This window comes from Streptomyces sp. NPDC001933 (genome assembly GCF_042890955.1).
In the GTDB taxonomy this organism is placed as follows: domain Bacteria; phylum Actinomycetota; class Actinomycetes; order Streptomycetales; family Streptomycetaceae; genus Streptomyces.
The window spans coordinates 127,037-144,863 of sequence record NZ_JBIASS010000007.1 but is presented as its reverse complement, the minus strand read 5'-3'; the positions used below and the strand labels follow the sequence as shown (position 1 = coordinate 144,863).

Sequence of the window (17,827 nt, the reverse complement as noted above, 5' to 3'; positions counted from 1 at the left end):
CGGTTACCGATCCGGGTTGCCGTACCCGTACTGGTCGGCCCCTTCGGCGGGCCGGGGGTGGCCCAGGAACAGACGCGGCATGGGGGTGCCTGTGGTTCGTATCCGGGTTCTCGTGGTGGACGACCACCGTATTTTCGCCGAGTCGCTCGCAGCGGCGCTCGCGGCCGAGCCGGACGTCGATGTGGCGGCGGCGGGCAGCGGCCCCGCCGCGTTACGGTGCCTGGAGCGGGCCGCCGCCGAGGGGCGCGGCTACGACGTGATGCTGATCGACGCCGAGCTGGGCATCCTGGGCGCGGCGGGGGGCCGACGGGCACCCGTACCGGTCTCCGCCGACGGGGACAGCGCTCGGGTGGACGGCATCTCCCTGGTGGCCGGGGTCCGTTCGGGCCGGCCGTCCGTGCGCACGGTGGTGCTGGCCGAGAAGGACGACCCGGTCCGGGCCGCGCTGGCGCTCCAGGCCGGGGCATCGGGCTGGGTGGCCAAGGACTGCTCGCTGCAACGGCTGCTCGCCGTCATCCGCGGGGTGCTGCGGGACGAGACACATCTGCCCCCGGCGCTGCTCACCGGCGTGCTGCGGGAGCTGACGGCGGCGCGCAAGCACCGCACGGAGAGCGAGGAGCTGGTCGAGTCGCTGACCCCGCGCGAACGCGAGGTGCTGCGCTGCATGGTGGCGGGCCTGGGCCGCAAGGCGGTCGCCGAGCGGCTCTTCCTCTCCCCGCACACGGTCCGTACCCATATGCAGAACGTGCTGGGGAAACTGGGCGTGCACTCCACCCTGGCCGCCGTCGCCCTGGCCAGGCGGGCGGGCGTCGGCCCGGCCGACCCCGCCGGACAGCCCCTAGCCGGGAATGTTGTCGAACGGGGCGGTCAACTGGCGTAGCAGCCCGGCCAGTTCGCTCCGCTGCTGGGTGGAGAGCCGGCTCAGGATGGCGCGTTCCTGGGCGAGCAGCCCGGCCAGTGACTGGTCGGCCTTGTCGCGGCCCTCGGCGGTGAGCCGGACGAGCACGCCGCGGCGGTCGCTGGGGTCGGGGAGGCGCTCGACGAGGTTCTTCTTGGTCAGGCGGTCGATGCGGTTGGTCATCGTGCCGGAGGTGACCAGCGTCTGGGTGAGGAGCTGGCCGGGGGAGAGCTGGTACGGGGCGCCCGCGCGACGCAGGGACGTCAGTACGTCGAACTCCCAGGGCTCCAGATCATGCTCGGAGAAGGCGATCCGGCGGGCCCGGTCCAGATGGCGGGCCAGGCGGGAGACGCGGCTGAGCACCTCGAGTGGTTCCACGTCGAGGTCGGGGCGCTCGCGGCGCCATGCAGCGACCAATCGGTCGACCTCGTCCTCCATGTGGATCAGTGTAAGGGGTCTGTCGACATGAAGTCTCTTGAACTCAAGTGTCTTGACATCAAGATATCTGTGGGTGAGTCTGACTGCCATGACCGCACCCACCTGGGACCCGCAGCAGTACCTGCGCCACGCCGACCACCGCACCCGCCCCTTCCTCGACCTCCTCGCCCGCATCCCCGAACTCCCGGCCTCCCCCGCACCCCGGATCGCCGACCTCGGCTGCGGCGCGGGCAACGTCACCGTCCTGCTCGCCGACCGCTGGCCCGGGGCCCGCATCACCGGCTACGACAACTCCCCGCAGATGCTCGAACGGGCCCGCGCCCACGCCGGCCCCCACCTGGACTTCGCCGAGGCCGACGCCACCACCTGGACCCCCGCCGAGCGTCACGACCTGATCGTCTCCAACGCCCTGCTCCAGTGGGTCCCCGACCACGCCGCCCGCTTCCCGGCCTGGCTGGACGCGATCACCCCCGGCGGCACCTTCGCCTTCCAGGTCCCCGGCAACTTCGACCAGCCCAGCCACGTCCTGATGCGCGAACTCGCCGCCTCCCCGCGCTGGCGCACCCGCCTCGCCGACCAGCTGCGCCACGCCGACGCGGTGCTCACCCCCACCGCCTACCTCGACGCGCTGACCGCCCCCGGCATCACGGCGGACGTCTGGGAGACCACCTACCTGCACCTCCTGCCCGGTCAGGACCCGGTCCTCGACTGGGTGAAGGGCACCGGCCTGCGCCCCGTCCTGACCGCCCTCGCCGACGACCCCGAGGCCCGCGACGCCTTCCTCACCGAATACCGCGACCTGCTGCGCACCGCCTACCCGCAGGGCCCGCACGGCACCGTCTTCCCGTTCCGCCGCATCTTCGCCGTCGCCCGCAAGGAGAAGTGATGATCACCGCCCTCGACCACGTCCAGCTCGCCGCCCCGCCAGGCTCCGAGGACGCCCTTCGCACCTACTACGCGGACAGCCTCGGCATGACGGAGATCGCCAAGCCCCCGGCCCTCGCGGCCCGCGGCGGCTGCTGGTTCCAGGCGGGCCCGGTCCAGCTCCACCTCGGCATCGAGAAGGACTTCCGCCCGGCGAAGAAGGCCCACCCCGGACTGCGCGTCACGGACATCGAGCCGTACGCGGCCCGGCTGGAGGGGCGGGGTGCCGAGGTGCGCTGGGACGGTGATCTGCCGGGGCACCGGCGCTTCTTCAGCCACGACCCGGTGGGGAACCGGCTGGAGTTCCTGGAGCCGGTGGACGGCTGACCGTCACAGCTCGTCCAGCGCCTCCCGGGTGATGTCGATGTCGATCGGGAACGGCACGCTCACCTTGAGACGGTCGTGGTGGATTCCCGTCAGCGCATACGCCTTGGACACCGGGTCCAGCTCGTACACCCGCACCACCGGGTGCCGGTCGGTGCCGGCCATCTCGACCAGCCAGAAGTTCGGGATACGGGCCGAGGCGTACTTCCCCGGCTTGGTGTCGCGGTCGCGGGCCTCGGAGTCGGGCGAGACGACCTCGACGGCGAGCAGGACGTCGGCGGCCTGGAAGCGGTTCTGTTCGGGTCCGGTGACCGCGTCGGAGCGGACGACGGAGACGTCGGGCTCGGGCACGTTGCGGCTGTCGAGGACGACCGCCATCTCCCGCACGGTCCTGACCTCGCGCGATGCGAAGCTCCGCAGACCACGAACCAACAGGTCGGTCATGCAGCTGTGGAAAAAGCGCTGTGGACTCACAAAAACCAGGCTCCCGTCGAGCAACTCCGTGTGCGGCGGGAGATCGGGCAAGGTGAACAGGTCGTCCACCGTGTATCCGTCCTGGGGCGGCACCGGCCAGCGGGAGCTGTGCGCGGTGAACGGCTCGGCGGTCATGATTCCTCCCATGGACGGGATTCTTGTTCTGCTCCCTCGCGGTAGCGGCCGGAATCAAAGAGCGTCATTACAAAGAGTGACGCCGGTTCCGTGTCGGTCTCCGGCCCGGTGAGGCCCCGCTGGTCACGGCACTCGTACCGCAGCCGCGGCGCCCTCGCGGGCGAACCGCCCGGGGGGTGTGCCGACGAGCCGTTTGAAATGCCTGCTCAGGTGCGACTGGTCGTAGAAGCCGGTCGCGGCCGCCACCTCTCCGGGCGGGCGGCCGTCGAGCAGCAGCCGTCGGGCGCGGTCGATCCGACGGGACATCAGGTACTGGTGCGGGGCGATGCCGAAGGCTCCGCTGAACGCCCGTACCAGGTGCGTCGGGTGGGCATGCAGCAGTTGCGCGGCCTCGTCCAGGGGCACTCCCTGGAGCAGCCGGTCGTCGAGGAGGTCCCGCAGGCTGTGGGCCACACCGCGATCGGTCACCCGCCGACGGGCGACGGGCCGGGGCCGCAGGTGGGCGTGGAGCCGTTCACGGATGAGGGCGAGACGGCTCTGCGCCTCCAGCTCGTCGCCCCTGTCCGCGAGCGAGGCGTGCAGCTGCCCGACACGCCGGCGCAGCAGCGGGTCGACGAGGTCGGGGCCGTCCGCCGCCGGGCCGATGAAGCTCTCGTCCAGCTGGGTCAGGTCCAGATAGAGGACCCGCTTGCGGAAGCCGTGCGAGGTGGCGGGCGAGCCGTTGTGCGGTACCTGCGGCGGGAGCAGGGACACCGTGCCGTGCAGGGTGCCGCGCTCGTGGCGGTTCAGGTCGTAGCGGACCGCACCGTCGTCGACTATGAGCAGGGTCCAGACGTCGTGGACGTGCATCGGGTACGCGTGCTCGGTGAAATGCGCGTGGAAGACCTCCACCACACCCGGGACCTGCGGGCGCCACGCGGAAACCTGCTGCCGGGCCACCATGCAAGGAATGTACAAGACGGTCCGGCAGGCGGTTCGGCAGTCTCGGCGCATGACGACCGACAACGCCCCCGTACGTTTCGACACCAAGATCGCCGTACTGCTGCGCGAGGACCTGGAGACCTGGCAACGGCTGAACGTGACCGCGTTCCTGGTCAGCGGCCTCGGCCCGGAGGTGCCCGAGGTGATCGGCGAACCGTACGCGGACGCCGACGGCACCGCGTACCTGCCGATGTTCCGCCAGCCCGTCCTGGTCTTCGAGGGGACGAAGGAGACACTGACCGCGGCGCACGGCCGTGCGCTGTCCCGCTCGCTTCCCCGGTCGGTGTTCACGTCCGACCTCTTCGCCACCGGCAACGACCGGGACAACCGCGCGGCGGTGCGGGCCGTGGCGAAGGACCGGCTGGACCTGGTGGGCCTCGCCGTGTACGGACCGCGCAACGGCGTCGACAAGGTACTCAAGGGCGCCCGGATGCACCCCTGACCGGGGCGCCGGCCCTCAGCTCTTGCGGTGCCCTACCAGCCTCGGCTTCGACTCCAGGTTCTCCAGGCCGTGCCAGGCCAGGTTCACCAGGTGGGCGGCGACCTCCGACTTCTTCGGCTTGCGGGCGTTCATCCACCACTGGCCGGTCAGGGCGACCATGCCGACCAGCGCCTGCGCGTACAGCGGGGCCAGCTTCGGGTCGAAACCGCGGGCCTTGAACTCCAGGCCCAGGATGTCCTCCACCTGGGTGGCGATGTCGCTGATGAGGGAGGCGAAGGTGCCGGTCGACTGGGCCACGGGGGAGTCGCGGACCAGGATGCGGAAGCCGTCCGTGTACGTCTCGATGTAGTCGAGCAGGGCGAACGCGGCCTGCTCCAGGAGCTCGCGGGGGTGGCCCGCGGTCAGCGCGCTCGTGACCATGTCCAGGAGCTGGCGCATCTCGCGGTCGACCACGACGGCGTACAGGCCCTCCTTGCCGCCGAAGTGCTCGTACACGACCGGCTTGGAGACACCGGCGCGCGAGGCGATCTCCTCGACCGAGGTGCCCTCGAAGCCCTTGTCGGCGAAGAGTGTGCGACCGATGTCCAGCAACTGTTCGCGGCGTTCCTTGCCCGTCATCCGCACCCGGCGGGTACGCCGGGTGGAAGAGGAAGGACGGTTTTTCTCGTTGCTGGTGCTGGAGTCGGTCGCCACGTCGTCAATCATGCCGCGTCGGCACGCTCGGGGTCGCGCCGGGAGCCGATCCGGCTGGACTCGACACGGCGGGATTCGATCCGGGCGGAGTCCGGCCAGCGCACGTCGTGCGCCCAGCCCAGCTTCTCGAACCAGCGGATCAGCCGGGCACTCGAATCGATCTGACCGCGCATCACACCGTGCCGGGCGCTCGTCGGATCGGCGTGGTGCAGGTTGTGCCAGGACTCGCCGCAGGACAGCACCGCCAGCCACCACACATTGCCCGACCGGTCACGCGACTTGAAGGGCCGCTTGCCGACCGCGTGACAGATCGAGTTGATCGACCAGGTGACGTGGTGCAGCAGGGCCACCCGGACCAGCGAGCCCCAGAAGAAGGCCGTCGCCGCACCCCACCACGACATCGTCACCAGGCCGCCGACCAGCGGCGGGAGCGCCAGCGACACGATCGTGAGGGTCATGAAGTGGCGGGAGATGCCGCGCAGCGCCGGGTCCTTGATCAGGTCGGGGGCGTACTTCTGCTGCGGAGTCTGCTCCTCGTCGAACATCCATCCGATGTGGGCCCACCACAGGCCCTTCATCAGGGCGGGCAGGCTCTCGCCGAAGCGCCACGGCGAGTGCGGGTCGCCCTCCGCGTCCGAGAAACGGTGGTGCTTGCGGTGGTCGGCCACCCAGCGCACCAGCGGACCCTCCACGGCCAGCGAACCGGCCACGGCCAGCGCGATGCGCAGCGGGCGCTTCGCCTTGAAGGAGCCATGCGTGAAGTAGCGGTGGAAGCCGATCGTGATGCCGTGGCAGCCGATGAAGTACATCGCCACGAGCAGACCCAGATCGAGCCAGCTCACACCGCGGCCCCAGGCCAGCGGCACCGCCGCGACCAGCGCCACGAACGGCACCACGATGAACAGCAGCAGGGCGAACTGCTCGATCGACCGCTTGTTGTCCCCGCCGAGCGTGGCGAAGGGAAGGGCCCGATCGTCGGTCGCCGACGGCTGGGCGTCGGCGATCACAGCGGGGCTGGTGTTCATGGGGGGTCCCCTGGGGATGAGGAAGATGAGGAATACGACGGATAGCTCTGGCTACGCACCCGTAACCTACGGCAACGTAAGTATGGCAGCGGAACGGTCCGTCGCACGAGAGCGCGGCGGGCCTCCCACCGAGGGGAAACTCGATCGGGCCGCGAGCGGCGCCGACGGAGTGGACACCTATCCTGGTGGGGTCGGACAGCGCGGTCCGCACTCTGCTTTCCCGGGGTGGCTTCGGCACCGCTGCCTGTCGCGGCCCCGGAGACCCCTGTGGCCGCTGCCTGCCGCGGCCCCGGGAGAAACCCCGTGCTCAACCACTGCAAGGAGCCGCACACCGTGAGCAGTGCCGACCAGACCCCTGCCGCCAGCCCCGAGCTGCGCGCCGACATCCGCCGCCTCGGCGACCTCCTCGGCGAGACCCTCGTACGTCAGGAGGGCCAGGAACTCCTCGACCTCGTCGAGCGCGTCCGCGCCCTGACCCGCACCGACGGCGAGGCCGCGGCCCAGCTCCTCGGCGACACGGACCTGGAGACCGCCGCGCAGCTCGTGCGCGCCTTCTCCACCTACTTCCACCTCGCCAACGTCACCGAGCAGGTCCACCGCGCCCACGAGATGCGCGACCGCCGGGCCGCCGAGGGCGGGCTCCTCGCCCGCACCGCCGACCGGCTCAAGGACGCCGACCCCGTCCACCTGCGCGAGACCGTCAAGAACCTCAACGTACGGCCCGTCTTCACCGCGCACCCCACCGAGGCCGCCCGGCGCTCCGTGCTGAACAAGCTCCGCCGCATCGCCGCGCTCCTGGAGACCCCCGTCGTCGAGGCCGACCGGCGCCGCCAGGACCTCCGGCTCGCCGAGAACATCGACCTCATCTGGCAGACCGACGAACTGCGCGTGGTCCGCCCGGAGCCGGCCGACGAGGCCCGCAACGCCATCTACTACCTCGACGAACTCCACGCCAACGCCGTCGGCGACGTACTGGAGGACCTCGCCGCCGAACTCGCACGCGTCGGCGTCGAGCTGCCCGCGGGCACCCGCCCCCTCACCTTCGGCACCTGGATCGGCGGCGACCGCGACGGCAACCCCAACGTGACGCCCGCCGTCACCTGGGAAGTGCTGATCCTCCAGCACGAGCACGGCATCACCGACGCCCTCGAACTCATCGACCACCTGCGCGGACTGCTCTCCAACTCCATCCGCTACACCGGTGCCACCGACGAACTGCTGACCTCGCTCGAAGCCGACCTGGGACGCCTCCCCGAGATCAGCCCCCGCTACAAGCGGCTGAACGCCGAGGAGCCCTACCGCCTCAAGGCGACCTGCATCCGGCAGAAGCTCGTCAACACCCGCGAGCGCCTCGCCTCCGGCACCCCGCACCGCCCCGGCTGCGACTACCTCGGCACCGCCGAACTCATCGCCGACCTGGCACTCATCCAGACCTCACTGCGCGAGCACCGCGGCGGACTCTTCGCCGACGGCCGGATGGACCGCACCATCCGTACGCTCTCCGCCTTCGGCCTCCAGCTCGCCACCATGGACGTCCGCGAACACGCCGACGCCCACCACCACGCACTCGGTCAGCTCTTCGACCGGCTCGGCGAGGAATCCTGGCGCTACGCCGACATGCCCCGCGACTACCGGCAGAAGCTCCTCGCCAAGGAACTCCGCTCCCGCCGCCCGCTCGCCCCGACCCCGGCCCCGCTCGACGCCGCCGGCGAGAAGACCCTCGGCGTCTTCCACACCGTCAAGGAAGCCTTCGAGCGCTTCGGCCCCGAAGTCATCGAGTCCTACATCATCTCGATGTGCCAGGGCGCCGACGACGTCTTCGCCGCCGCCGTACTGGCCCGCGAAGCCGGCCTCATCGACCTGCACGGCGGCTGGGCCAAGATCGGCATCGTGCCGCTCCTGGAGACCACCGACGAACTGCGCGCCGCCGACGTCATCCTCGACGAGATGCTCGCCGACCCCTCCTACCGCCGCCTCGTCTCCCTGCGCGGCGACGTCCAGGAGGTCATGCTCGGCTACTCCGACTCCTCCAAGTTCGGCGGCATCACCACCTCCCAGTGGGAGATCCACCGCGCCCAGCGCCGACTGCGCGACGTCGCCCACCGCTACGGCGTACGCCTGCGCCTCTTCCACGGCCGCGGCGGCACCGTCGGCCGCGGCGGCGGCCCCTCGCACGACGCGATCCTCGCCCAGCCCTGGGGCACCCTGGAGGGCGAGATCAAGGTGACCGAGCAGGGCGAGGTCATCTCCGACAAGTACCTCATCCCGGCACTCGCCCGGGAGAACCTGGAACTGACCGTCGCGGCCACCCTCCAGGCCTCCGCCCTGCACACCGCACCCCGCCAGTCCGACGAGGCCCTGGCCCGCTGGGACGCCGCGATGGACACCGTCTCCGACGCCGCGCACGCCGCGTACCGCAAGCTCGTCGAGGACCCGGACCTGCCGACGTACTTCCTCGCCTCCACACCGGTGGACCAGCTCGCCGACCTGCACCTGGGCTCGCGGCCCTCCCGCCGCCCCGGCTCGGGCGTCTCGCTCGACGGACTGCGCGCCATCCCGTGGGTCTTCGGCTGGACCCAGTCCCGCCAGATCGTCCCCGGCTGGTACGGCGTCGGCTCCGGACTCAAGGCACTGCGCGAGGCCGGCCTCGACACCGTCCTGGAAGAAATGCACGAGCACTGGCACTTCTTCCGGAACTTCATCTCCAACGTCGAGATGACCCTCGCCAAGACCGACCTGCGGATCGCCCGCCACTACGTCGACACACTCGTCCCCGACGAACTGAAGCACGTCTTCGCCGACATCGAGGCCGAGCACGCACTCACCGTGAACGAAGTCCTCAAGGTCACCGGCTCCACCGAACTGCTCGGCACCAGCCCCGTGCTCCAGCAGACCTTCGCCATCCGCGACGCCTACCTGGACCCCATCTCCTACCTCCAGGTATCGCTGCTGGCCCGCCAGCGCGAAGCCGCCGCACGCGGTGAAGAGCCCGACCCGCTGCTCGCCAGGGCCCTGCTGCTCACCGTGAACGGTGTCGCGGCCGGTCTGCGCAACACCGGCTGAGACCCCCGGAAGCGGCCGCGGCCCTGCTCACAGCGCTATGAACGTCGCCACGAGCAGGGCCGCGCCCGCGATCGCGGTGCCCCAGCCGGTCCGGGACAGCCGCAGACCACCACCGATCACCAGCCCCGCCAGCAACAGCGCACCGCCCAGCGGCACCCAGGCATGCAGAAAACCCGGCGTCCCGGTCCGCACCACATCGTCCGTATCCGGCTTGACCACCACGGGGAACCGGTCACCACGCCGCGCCGCGACGGACTTCTCGATCGTCACTCGGGCACGGGCGGAAGCCGGCCCCGACGGCGTGAACGGCCCCGTACAGACATCGGCCCCACAACCGGTCACGGTCATCGTGCCGTGCTCACGACCCTTGGCCAGAACGATGTGATGCGCCTCGTCCCAGGAGGACAGCACACCCGCCACCAGCAGCAACAGGACGACACAGCCCATGGCGGCGTTGCGGGCGTAGACCAGGGCGCGGTGTGAGGAACTCCGCTTCATGGGGAGCGATCCTTGGGCAGACCGGCACCACTGGTCAACTCGTGGCCGGAAATCGCCGGGGTAGCGGCAGGAATGTCAGAGTTGTACGAGCAGTGGGCAGTGGGGGCGCTACGAGTTGTACGCGCTCTGCGCCCGCTCCAGGCCCTCCGCGAGCAGGCTTTCCACCGAGTCCGCCGCCCGGTCCACCAGGTACGCGAGCTCCTTGCGCTCGGTGGACGAGAAGTCCTTCAGCACGAAGTCAGCGACCTGCATCCGCCCCGGCGGCCGCCCGATCCCGAACCGGACCCGGTGGTAGTCCGCCCCCATCGCCTTGGTCATCGACTTCAGCCCGTTGTGCCCGTTGTCGCCGCCGCCCAGCTTCAGCCGCAGCGCCCCGTAGTCGATGTCCAGCTCGTCATGGATCGCCACGATGTGGTCCGTGGGCACCTTGTAGAAGTCGCGCAGCGCCGTGACGGGGCCGCCCGAGAGATTCATGTACGACATCGGCTTGGCCAGGATCACCCGTCGGTTCGCCGGTCCGGGCGGACCCATGCGGCCCTCCACGACCTGCGCCTGCGCCTTCTGCGCACGCTTGAACTTCCCGCCGATCCGCTCGGCCAGGAGATCGGCCACCATGAAGCCGACGTTGTGCCGGTTCGCGGCGTACTCGGGACCGGGGTTGCCGAGGCCCACGATGAGCCAGGGGTCGGTGGCGTCGGACATCTGCGCTCGGTCTCCTCGTGTACGGATGGTTCCGGACGGCCCGGATACAGGGAAACGGGGCGGCGGGTCCTCGAACAAGGAACCGCCACCCCGTCAGTCAAGCAGTGCGGGCGAGGCTCAGGCCTCCGCGCCCTCACCCTCGGCACCCTCGGCGGCCGGCTCCTCGGCCTGCGCGGTGACGACCTGGAGCACGACGGCGTCCTCGTCACCGGCCAGCACGGCGCCCTTGGGCAGCGTGATGTCCTTGGCGAGAACGGACGCACCGGCGTCCAGGCCCGCGACGGAGACCGTGACGGACTCCGGGATGTGGGTGGCCTCGGCCTCGACGAGCAGGGTGTTCTGCACGTACTCCAGGAGGTTGCCGCCCGGGGCCAGGTCGCCCTCGACGTGCACGGCGATCTCGACGTTGACCTTCTCGCCGCGCTTGACGGTCAGCAGGTCGACGTGCTCGATGTCGCCCCGGAGCGGGTTACGCTGCACGGCCTTCGGGATGACCAGGGCGTCCTTGCCGTCGATCTCCAGGCCGATCAGGACGTTGGCGGTCTTGAGCGCCATCATCAGGTCGTGGCCCGGCAGGGTGACGTGGACCGGCTCGGCACCGTGGCCGTAGATGACGGCGGGGACCAGGTTGGCGCGGCGGGTGCGACGGGCGGCGCCCTTGCCGAACTCGGTACGGACCTGGGCGGCGAGCTTGACCTCAGCCATGACTGCACTCCTCGTGGGGTGACGGAACTCGGACGGTCACCCGGCCCACGACAGGCCTGCTACGAAGAGCGCGTCGATAACGGACCGCCGTACATATGAGTACGGCCTCCCTCGCCGAGCAACTCAGTGAGTCTACCCGGCGGGGAGGCCGCCCCCAAAGTGGATCTTCGGAGCCGCTGTTCCGCTGCTCCTGCTGCCCCTCGAAGAGGGTCGTTCCTACTGCTCCTCGAAGAGGCTGGTGACCGAGCCGTCCTCGAAGACCTCACGCACCGCGCGCGCGATCGTCGGCGCGATCGAGAGCACCGTGATCTTGTCGAGCTCCAGCTCGCCCGGGGTCGGCAGGGTGTCGGTGAAGACGAACTCGCTGACCTTGGAGTTCTTCAGCCGGTCCGCGGCCGGGCCCGAGAGCACACCGTGTGTCGCCGTCACTATGACGTCCTCGGCGCCGTGCGCGAACAGGGCGTCGGCGGCGGCGCAGATGGTGCCACCGGTGTCGATCATGTCGTCGACCAGGACACAGACCCGGCCCTTCACATTGCCGACGACCTCGTGGACGGTCACCTGGTTGGCGACGTCCTTGTCGCGGCGCTTGTGCACGATCGCCAGCGGGGCGTCCAGACGGTCGCACCAGCGGTCGGCGACGCGGACGCGGCCGGCGTCCGGCGAGACGATCGTCAGCTTCGTGCGGTCGACCTTGGCACCGACGTAGTCGGCCAGGATCGGCAGCGCGAAGAGGTGGTCGACCGGGCCGTCGAAGAAGCCCTGGATCTGGTCCGTGTGCAGGTCGACGGTGAGGATGCGGTCGGCACCCGCCGTCTTCATCAGGTCCGCGACCAGACGGGCCGAGATCGGCTCGCGGCCGCGGTGCTTCTTGTCCTGGCGGGCGTAGCCGTAGAACGGCACGATCACCGTGATGGAGCGGGCCGAGGCGCGCTTCAGCGCGTCCAGCATGATGAGCTGCTCCATGATCCACTTGTTGATCGGAGCAGTGTGGCTCTGGATCAGGAAGCAGTCGGCGCCGCGGGCGGACTCCTGGAAGCGGACGTAGATCTCACCGTTGGCGAAATCGAAGGCCTTCGTCGGCACGAGGCCGACACCCAGCTGGTGCGCAACCTCCTCGGCCAGCTCGGGGTGGGCGCGGCCGGAGAAGAGCATCAATTTCTTCTCGCCGGTCGTCTTGATCCCGGTCACAGCACAGTCTCCTCAGACGTGTTCCTGGCGCTGCACGCATGTGTCCCGATGTGCAACGAGCCAGCCGAAATGGGGTGAGCATCTATCACGGTACGCCGTGCGCGGCGTACCTGTTTCCGGTCAGCTTTCGCTGTCGCGCTCCGATGTGGCGGCCTGAGCCGCCTGCGCGGCGCCGCTTCCCGGACGCTTTCGAGCCACCCAACCCTCGATATTCCTTTGCTGGCCGCGGGCGACGGCCAGCGAACCGGGCGGTACGTCCTTGGTGATGACCGAGCCGGCCGCGGTGTATGCGCCGTCCCCGACCGTGACAGGCGCCACAAACATATTGTCCGACCCGGTGCGGCAGTGGGAGCCGATCGTGGTGTGGTGCTTGGCCACGCCGTCGTAGTTCACGAAGACGCTCGCGGCACCGATGTTGGTGTGGTCACCGATCGTCGCGTCGCCGACGTAGCTCAGGTGCGGGACCTTGGTGCCTTCGCCGATCGTGGCGTTCTTCATCTCCACGTACGTACCGGCCTTGGCCTTCGCGCCGAGCCTGGTGCCGGGCCGCAGATAGGCGTACGGACCCACCGTCGCGCCCTCGCCGACCTCGGCCCGGTCCGCGACCGTGTTGTCCACCCGCGCGCCCGCGCGGACGACGGTGTCGGTGAGCCGGGAGTTCGGGCCGACCTCGGCGTCCTCGCCGAGGTGCGTGGCGCCCAGGAGCTGGGTGCCCGGGTGCACGATCGCGTCGCGTTCGTAGGTGACGGTGGCGTCGATCAGCGTGGACGCCGGGTCCACGACGGTCACGCCGGCCAGCATGGCGCGCTCCAGCAGCCGCTGGTTCAGCAGGCGCCGGGCCTCGGCGAGCTGGAGGCGGTTGTTGATGCCGAGGATCTCGCGGTGGTCCCCGGCGACCGAGGCGCCGACCCGGTGCCCGGCCTCGCGCAGGATGGACAGGACGTCGGTGAGGTACTCCTCGCCCTGGCTGTTGTCGGTGCGGAGCTTGCCGAGGGCGTCGGCGAGCAGCCGGCCGTCGAAGGCGAAGACCCCGGAGTTGATCTCCCGGATCTCACGCTGGGCGTCGGTGGCGTCCTTGTGCTCGACGATCGCGGTGACCGCGCCGTCGGCCGGGTCGCGGACGATGCGGCCGTAGCCGGTGGAGTCCGGCACCTCGGCGGTCAGCACGGTGACGGCGTTGGAGTCGGCCGTGTGGGTGGCGGCGAGCGCGGTGAGCGTCTCGCCGGAGAGCAGCGGGGTGTCGCCGCAGACGACGATCACGGTGCCCTCGACGGTGCCGCCGAGCTCGTCGAGCCCGACGCGCACGGCGTTGCCGGTGCCCTTCTGCTCGGCCTGGTGGGCGGTGCGCAGCCGGTCGTCGACGGCGGCGAGGTGCGCGGTGACCTGCTCGCGCCCGTGGCCGACGACCACGACGAGGTGCTCGGGGTCCAGTTCGCGGGAGGCGGTGACGACATGTCCGACGAGCGATCGCCCGGAGATCTCGTGCAGAACCTTGGGGGTCTTCGACTTCATGCGGGTGCCCTCACCCGCTGCGAGGACGACGACGGCTGCCGGGCGTTCGGAGCTCACGGAAATGCCCTTCGGCTTCGGGTGGTGGACACCCGAAGGATACCGGGGGGCTGGTGAGCGGACATGGGTGAGGGCCCCGGCCTTGGAGGCCGGGGCCCGTCACGAAGCTCCCGGGGAAGGAATCGAACCCTCATTCAATGGACCAAAACCATTTGTCCTGCCATTAGACGACCCGGGATGGATTGTCAGCTGTGCCCGAATTTGATGATCGGGTACCGAGGCAGCCCCTACTATGCCGTACCACCAGCCCTCGATGCGACGGTACAGGTCGGCGCTTTTCAGAACTCGCACCACCAGGCAGCCCCGGTAGCCCTCCCCGACGTTCTTCCGGTTGGTCTTCGGGGAGTGGCTCTTGATCGTCGTCTTGTCGAATGCGGACGTATCGGCGCCCGTCAGGTCGGCCCAGAACTGCTCCGCCGACGCGACGTCGGCCGTCTCGTGGATGTGCACGTGGAATCGGAGCCGATCGTCACTCACTCCCAGCAGGCGGAGCCAGGCGAGGAAGACCTCGATCATGCCGGGGTCGCTGTTGACGAAGGTGACCCGCTCTCGCGTCTGGTACGGCTTGGACTTGGCGCCCTCAGCCCAGTAGAGGCCTACGCCGAGTAGGAACAACTCGTTCGCACTCATGGCGTTGATCTCGCTCTTCGCCCGCTTCTTGACCTCCTGGCGCTCTTCGTCGCGCTGTCGAAGCGTGACCTCCCAGCCGCGTCGCGCGATGGCGGATGCCTCCTCCCGTGTCCGCTTGTGCTCCGGCTTCGGCAGATCCCGCACCCACAGGGAGATGGAGCTCTTCGAGCACCCCAGCTCCACCTGGATGCGGTCGTACGTCATGCCCTGAAGACGCAGCTCCCGTGCCTTCTCTCGGAGGTCGTCCTTGGCGTTCGGGCGTTTGGTCCACTCCGGGGCGGGTTCCCCCTCCAGGAGGCGGTTGAGGAGGTCGTTGTTGTGGACCTGCAGCCGGTCACGGATCCGGCGGCGGCTGAGGCCCTCCCGGCGCAAGGTGATGGCCTGCTCGCGCAGGTCTTCGAAGTTGGCGTACTTGCTCGTGATTTCCGTCATGTGACGAGCGTCGTCCGGAATGCGGACGTCCGGTGCGAAAGTCTGCTCGATTCACCATTTCAAGCGATAAGTGGTCGTTCCATCTCTGTTTCGCAGGCGCACGTGCTGTCCAGGTCGCCCGAAAATGAGGTGCGACCGCCCGTAGGGTGGATGGCATGACCGCAACGGGGGCAGACCGGGAGGCGGCGGGACCGACCACCCGCGGCTACTGGTGGTGGGAGCGGCGGCGGAGTGTCGCCCTGGATGTGGGGCTCGGGCTCCTGTCGGCGCTGGAATGCGCACTGGAAGGGGTGGAGTTCGCCGGGGACACCGGGCTGCCGGTGCCGGTGGGGGTGCTGTTCGGGCTGCTGGCGGGGGCCGTGCTGGTGGTGCGGCGGCGGTGGCCGATCGCCGTGGTGCTGGTCGCGATCGCGACGACGCCCGCCGAGATGGGCTTCCTGATGGGCCTGGTCGGCCTCTACACGCTGGCCGCCTCCGAGGTGCCGCGGAGAATCACCGCGGTGCTGATGGGGATGTCGTTCGCGGGGACGTTCATCGTCACCTACGTACGGCTGCGGCAGAGCGTCGACGAGCAGGCCGATTTCGGGCCCGGCAACTGGTACGTACCGCTGATGTCCCTCTTCATGTCGCTCGGGCTCACCGCGCCGCCGGTGCTGTTCGGCCTCTACATAGGGGCCCGGCGGCGGCTGATGGAGAGCCTGCGGGAGCGGGCGGACTCGCTGGAGCGGGAGCTGTCGCTGCTCGCCGACCGGGCGGAGGAGCGGGCCGAGTGGGCGCGTGCGGAGGAGCGTCACCGGATCGCCCGCGAGATGCACGACGTGGTCGCCCACCGGGTCAGCCTGATGGTGGTGCACGCTGCCGCGCTCCAGGCCGTCGCGCCGAAGGATCCGGCGAAGGCGGTGCGGAACGCGGCGCTGGTCGGTGACATGGGCCGGCAGGCGTTGACCGAGTTGCGCGAGATGCTCGGGGTGCTGCGTGCGGGGGAGTCGGTGACGGACCGGCCGGCCCCGGTGCCGCTGGCCTCGGTCGGCCGGGCCGCTGCCGCCGCCGCGGCCGCCGCGACGGAGGAAGGGCCGCGGCTGGACGAGGTGGAGACCCTGGTGGGGGAGTCCAGGGCGGCGGGGATGACGGTGGAGCTGTCGGTGGACGGCGAGGCCCGCGCGTATCCGCCCGAGGTCGAGCAGACGGCGTACCGCGTGGTGCAGGAGGCCCTGACGAACGTGCACAAGCATGCGGCGGGCGCGAAGACCTGGGTGCGGCTGGCGCACCGGGACGCGGAGGTCGCGATGCAGGTGGAGAACGGTCCGTCGGACGCGGCCACGGCGGACGCGGGGCTGCCGAGCGGGGGCAACGGCCTGGTCGGGATGCGGGAGCGGGTGCTGGGGCTCGGCGGTGTCTTCGTCTCGGGTCCGACGGACGCGGGCGGCTTCCGGGTGTCGGCGGTGCTGCCGGCCCGGGGGGCTGCGGCCTGAGCCGGGGGCCGCGTGAGCCGAGGGGCCGCGTGAGCCGCCGGTTCTGCGGCAGCGGGGCGGTGGTCCGTTTCGTGGGGCCGCCTGATCAGGGAGCCCCGGGCGAGCCGCCGGTACGGACCCGAGGGTTCAGTCCGAGACGAGGCGGTCCGGCTGGATGCCGGTGATCAGGGTGGCCAGTGCCTGGTCGATGTCCGGGCCGAGGTACCAGTCGCCGGTGTGGTCGATGCTGTAGACGCGGCCCTCGGCGTCGATCGCCAGGACCGCCTGTCCGTCCCCTTCCTCGCCCAGCGGGCTGACCTCGGTCTCCAGGGCGCGGCCGAGGTCGCCGAGGGTGCGGGCGAGGTGGAGTCCGCTCAGCGGGTCGATGCGTACCGGGGCGGGTGCGATCTGGCGGCCCGGCGCGGATGCGGTGATGTGGAGTCCGCCGAACTCGGCCCACGCCTCCACGGCCGCGGGGAAGACCGCGTGCTGGTGGCCGGCGGGCGAGGTGTGCGAGCGCAGTGCGTCGGCCCACTCCTCGGCCTGCCGGATGTCCCAGCGGCCGGGCTGCCAGCCCGCGGTGCGCAGGGCGGCGTCCACGGCGACGGGGAAGCGGGTGGAGGAGTTCCGGTCGCGGTCCGCGGGGCCCGTCTGTTCGGGTACGTCGGTTCGGTCGTGCATCGGCGTGCGGTCAGCCCTTCTCGGCGGCTGTCGCCGCCCCGGTGGTCGTGAGGTCGACGGGACGTACGCCGAAGTGGGCGAGCATCGCCGTGCAGGAGCGGCACGGCGGCGCGTAGCTGCCGTGCATCGGGTCGCCGTCCTCACGGATGCGCCGTGCGGTGAGCCGGGAGTGCTTCAGGGCGCGCCGGGCCTCGCCGTTGGTCAGCGGCTTGCGCTGGGCGCGCTTGGAGCGGGTCGTCTCCGCCGCGGTGAGCTGCCGGGAGAGCAGTATCGCCTCGGGGCAGCGGCCGGTGAAGCGTTCGCGCCGGCCGCTGGGGAGGGTGTCGAGGAAGTCCTGGACGAGCGGGTGCAGTACGGGGGGCTGGTCGCCCTTGCCCGCGGTGCACGTCAGCGTCTCGCCGCGGACGGACAGTGCCGCCGCGACCGCGGGCAGGATGCCGTCGCGCCGGTGGAGCAGTCGGGGTGCGAGGCCGGTCCCGGTGCTGCTCCAGCTGAGGCGTGGATCCCCGGATGTGACTGATTGTGCAGTGTGCATGGTGCTTTCCCTCCCGTGCCCGCAGCGGTAGCTGCG

18 protein-coding genes, 1 tRNA gene and 1 pseudogene are annotated in these 17,827 nt (G+C 70.5%); 6 read left to right on the top strand and 14 right to left on the bottom strand.

The window, feature by feature from the left end; genetic code table 11:
• Positions 1 to 79 precede the first annotated feature (79 nt).
• Positions 80 to 880, top strand: coding sequence for a LuxR C-terminal-related transcriptional regulator (locus ACFYY7_RS19315; RefSeq protein WP_388662875.1), 801 nt, complete (start codon positions 80 to 82; stop codon positions 878 to 880).
• Here the strand turns inward: ACFYY7_RS19315 and ACFYY7_RS19310 are convergent.
• Complete coding sequence (locus tag ACFYY7_RS19310) at positions 839 to 1,336, bottom strand: MarR family winged helix-turn-helix transcriptional regulator (RefSeq protein WP_376622696.1); 498 nt, start codon at positions 1,334 to 1,336, stop codon at positions 839 to 841. The genes ACFYY7_RS19315 and ACFYY7_RS19310 overlap by 42 nt on opposite strands.
• Before the next feature lie 88 nt (positions 1,337 to 1,424).
• On the opposite strand from ACFYY7_RS19310, the gene ACFYY7_RS19305 reads away from it, so the two are divergent.
• Positions 1,425 to 2,222, top strand: coding sequence for a trans-aconitate 2-methyltransferase (locus ACFYY7_RS19305; RefSeq protein WP_388662874.1), 798 nt, complete (start codon positions 1,425 to 1,427; stop codon positions 2,220 to 2,222).
• Entirely contained in the window at positions 2,222 to 2,587 is a 366-nt protein-coding gene (locus tag ACFYY7_RS19300) for a VOC family protein (RefSeq protein WP_388662872.1), read from the top strand. Before ACFYY7_RS19305 ends, ACFYY7_RS19300 begins: the two co-directional genes overlap by 1 nt.
• A gap of 3 nt (positions 2,588 to 2,590) precedes the next feature.
• Here the strand turns inward: ACFYY7_RS19300 and ACFYY7_RS19295 are convergent, their stop codons facing one another.
• Together ACFYY7_RS19295 and ACFYY7_RS19290 are read right to left on the bottom strand one after the other, a co-directional pair.
• Positions 2,591 to 3,193, bottom strand: a complete 603-nt coding sequence (locus ACFYY7_RS19295; RefSeq protein WP_388663224.1) for a Uma2 family endonuclease — start codon at positions 3,191 to 3,193, stop codon at positions 2,591 to 2,593.
• A 123-nt stretch (positions 3,194 to 3,316) separates the two neighbouring features.
• Positions 3,317 to 4,135: an AraC family transcriptional regulator gene (locus tag ACFYY7_RS19290; protein WP_388662871.1), complete on the bottom strand. Its 819-nt coding sequence runs from the start codon at positions 4,133 to 4,135 to the stop codon at positions 3,317 to 3,319.
• 49 nt (positions 4,136 to 4,184) lie between these two features.
• Between ACFYY7_RS19290 and ACFYY7_RS19285 the strand changes: the two genes are divergently transcribed.
• Entirely contained in the window at positions 4,185 to 4,616 is a 432-nt protein-coding gene (locus ACFYY7_RS19285; protein ID WP_388662869.1) for a DUF2000 family protein, read from the top strand.
• A 15-nt stretch (positions 4,617 to 4,631) separates the two neighbouring features.
• Here ACFYY7_RS19285 and ACFYY7_RS19280 read toward each other — a convergent pair whose 3' ends face one another.
• Positions 4,632 to 5,321, bottom strand: coding sequence for a TetR/AcrR family transcriptional regulator (locus ACFYY7_RS19280; RefSeq protein WP_266732314.1), 690 nt, complete (start codon positions 5,319 to 5,321; stop codon positions 4,632 to 4,634).
• Positions 5,318 to 6,334, bottom strand: a complete 1,017-nt coding sequence (locus ACFYY7_RS19275; protein ID WP_388662868.1) for an acyl-CoA desaturase — start codon at positions 6,332 to 6,334, stop codon at positions 5,318 to 5,320. The genes ACFYY7_RS19280 and ACFYY7_RS19275 overlap by 4 nt, the downstream gene beginning before the upstream one ends.
• A 333-nt stretch (positions 6,335 to 6,667) precedes the next feature.
• Here ACFYY7_RS19275 and ppc point away from each other — a divergent pair, with 333 nt between their 5' ends.
• Positions 6,668 to 9,397 carry a phosphoenolpyruvate carboxylase gene (ppc, locus tag ACFYY7_RS19270; protein WP_388662866.1) on the top strand — a complete coding sequence of 910 codons (2,730 nt, stop codon included), beginning with the start codon at positions 6,668 to 6,670 and terminating at the stop codon, positions 9,395 to 9,397.
• A gap of 27 nt (positions 9,398 to 9,424) precedes the next feature.
• Here ppc and ACFYY7_RS19265 read toward each other — a convergent pair whose 3' ends face one another.
• From ACFYY7_RS19265 to ACFYY7_RS19235, 7 genes and pseudogenes are all read right to left on the bottom strand, one after another.
• Positions 9,425 to 9,895: a hypothetical protein gene (locus tag ACFYY7_RS19265; RefSeq protein WP_388662864.1), complete on the bottom strand. Its 471-nt coding sequence runs from the start codon at positions 9,893 to 9,895 to the stop codon at positions 9,425 to 9,427.
• 108 nt (positions 9,896 to 10,003) lie between these two features.
• A complete protein-coding gene (gene pth, locus ACFYY7_RS19260) occupies positions 10,004 to 10,597 on the bottom strand; it encodes an aminoacyl-tRNA hydrolase (RefSeq protein ID WP_388662862.1) in 594 nt (197 codons plus the stop codon).
• 117 nt (positions 10,598 to 10,714) lie between these two features.
• Positions 10,715 to 11,302, bottom strand: a complete 588-nt coding sequence (locus ACFYY7_RS19255) for a 50S ribosomal protein L25/general stress protein Ctc (RefSeq protein ID WP_388662861.1) — start codon at positions 11,300 to 11,302, stop codon at positions 10,715 to 10,717.
• 216 nt (positions 11,303 to 11,518) lie between these two features.
• Entirely contained in the window at positions 11,519 to 12,493 is a 975-nt protein-coding gene (locus tag ACFYY7_RS19250; protein ID WP_030926792.1) for a ribose-phosphate diphosphokinase, read from the bottom strand.
• Positions 12,494 to 12,613: 120 nt separating this feature from the next.
• Positions 12,614 to 14,062, bottom strand: coding sequence for a bifunctional UDP-N-acetylglucosamine diphosphorylase/glucosamine-1-phosphate N-acetyltransferase GlmU (gene glmU, locus ACFYY7_RS19245; protein ID WP_351253105.1), 1,449 nt, complete (start codon positions 14,060 to 14,062; stop codon positions 12,614 to 12,616).
• Positions 14,063 to 14,169: 107 nt separating this feature from the next.
• A tRNA-Gln gene (locus ACFYY7_RS19240) sits at positions 14,170 to 14,240 on the bottom strand.
• 29 nt (positions 14,241 to 14,269) lie between these two features.
• Positions 14,270 to 15,124 (bottom strand): annotated as a pseudogene (locus ACFYY7_RS19235) (hypothetical protein); the annotation flags it as partial.
• 155 nt (positions 15,125 to 15,279) lie between these two features.
• Between ACFYY7_RS19235 and ACFYY7_RS19230 the strand changes: the two are divergent.
• The gene (locus tag ACFYY7_RS19230; protein WP_388662858.1) at positions 15,280 to 16,596 is read left to right on the top strand and encodes a sensor histidine kinase; all 1,317 of its coding nucleotides are present in this window, start codon (positions 15,280 to 15,282) and stop codon (positions 16,594 to 16,596) included.
• A gap of 126 nt (positions 16,597 to 16,722) precedes the next feature.
• Here the strand turns inward: ACFYY7_RS19230 and ACFYY7_RS19225 are convergent, their stop codons facing one another.
• Both ACFYY7_RS19225 and ACFYY7_RS19220 read right to left on the bottom strand, forming a co-directional pair.
• Positions 16,723 to 17,256 carry an SUKH-3 domain-containing protein gene (locus ACFYY7_RS19225; protein WP_388662856.1) on the bottom strand — a complete coding sequence of 178 codons (534 nt, stop codon included), beginning with the start codon at positions 17,254 to 17,256 and terminating at the stop codon, positions 16,723 to 16,725.
• Between the two features lie 10 nt (positions 17,257 to 17,266).
• The gene (locus tag ACFYY7_RS19220; protein ID WP_388662855.1) at positions 17,267 to 17,791 is read right to left on the bottom strand and encodes a YwqJ-related putative deaminase; all 525 of its coding nucleotides are present in this window, start codon (positions 17,789 to 17,791) and stop codon (positions 17,267 to 17,269) included.
• Between the last annotated feature and the right edge of the window lie 36 nt (positions 17,792 to 17,827).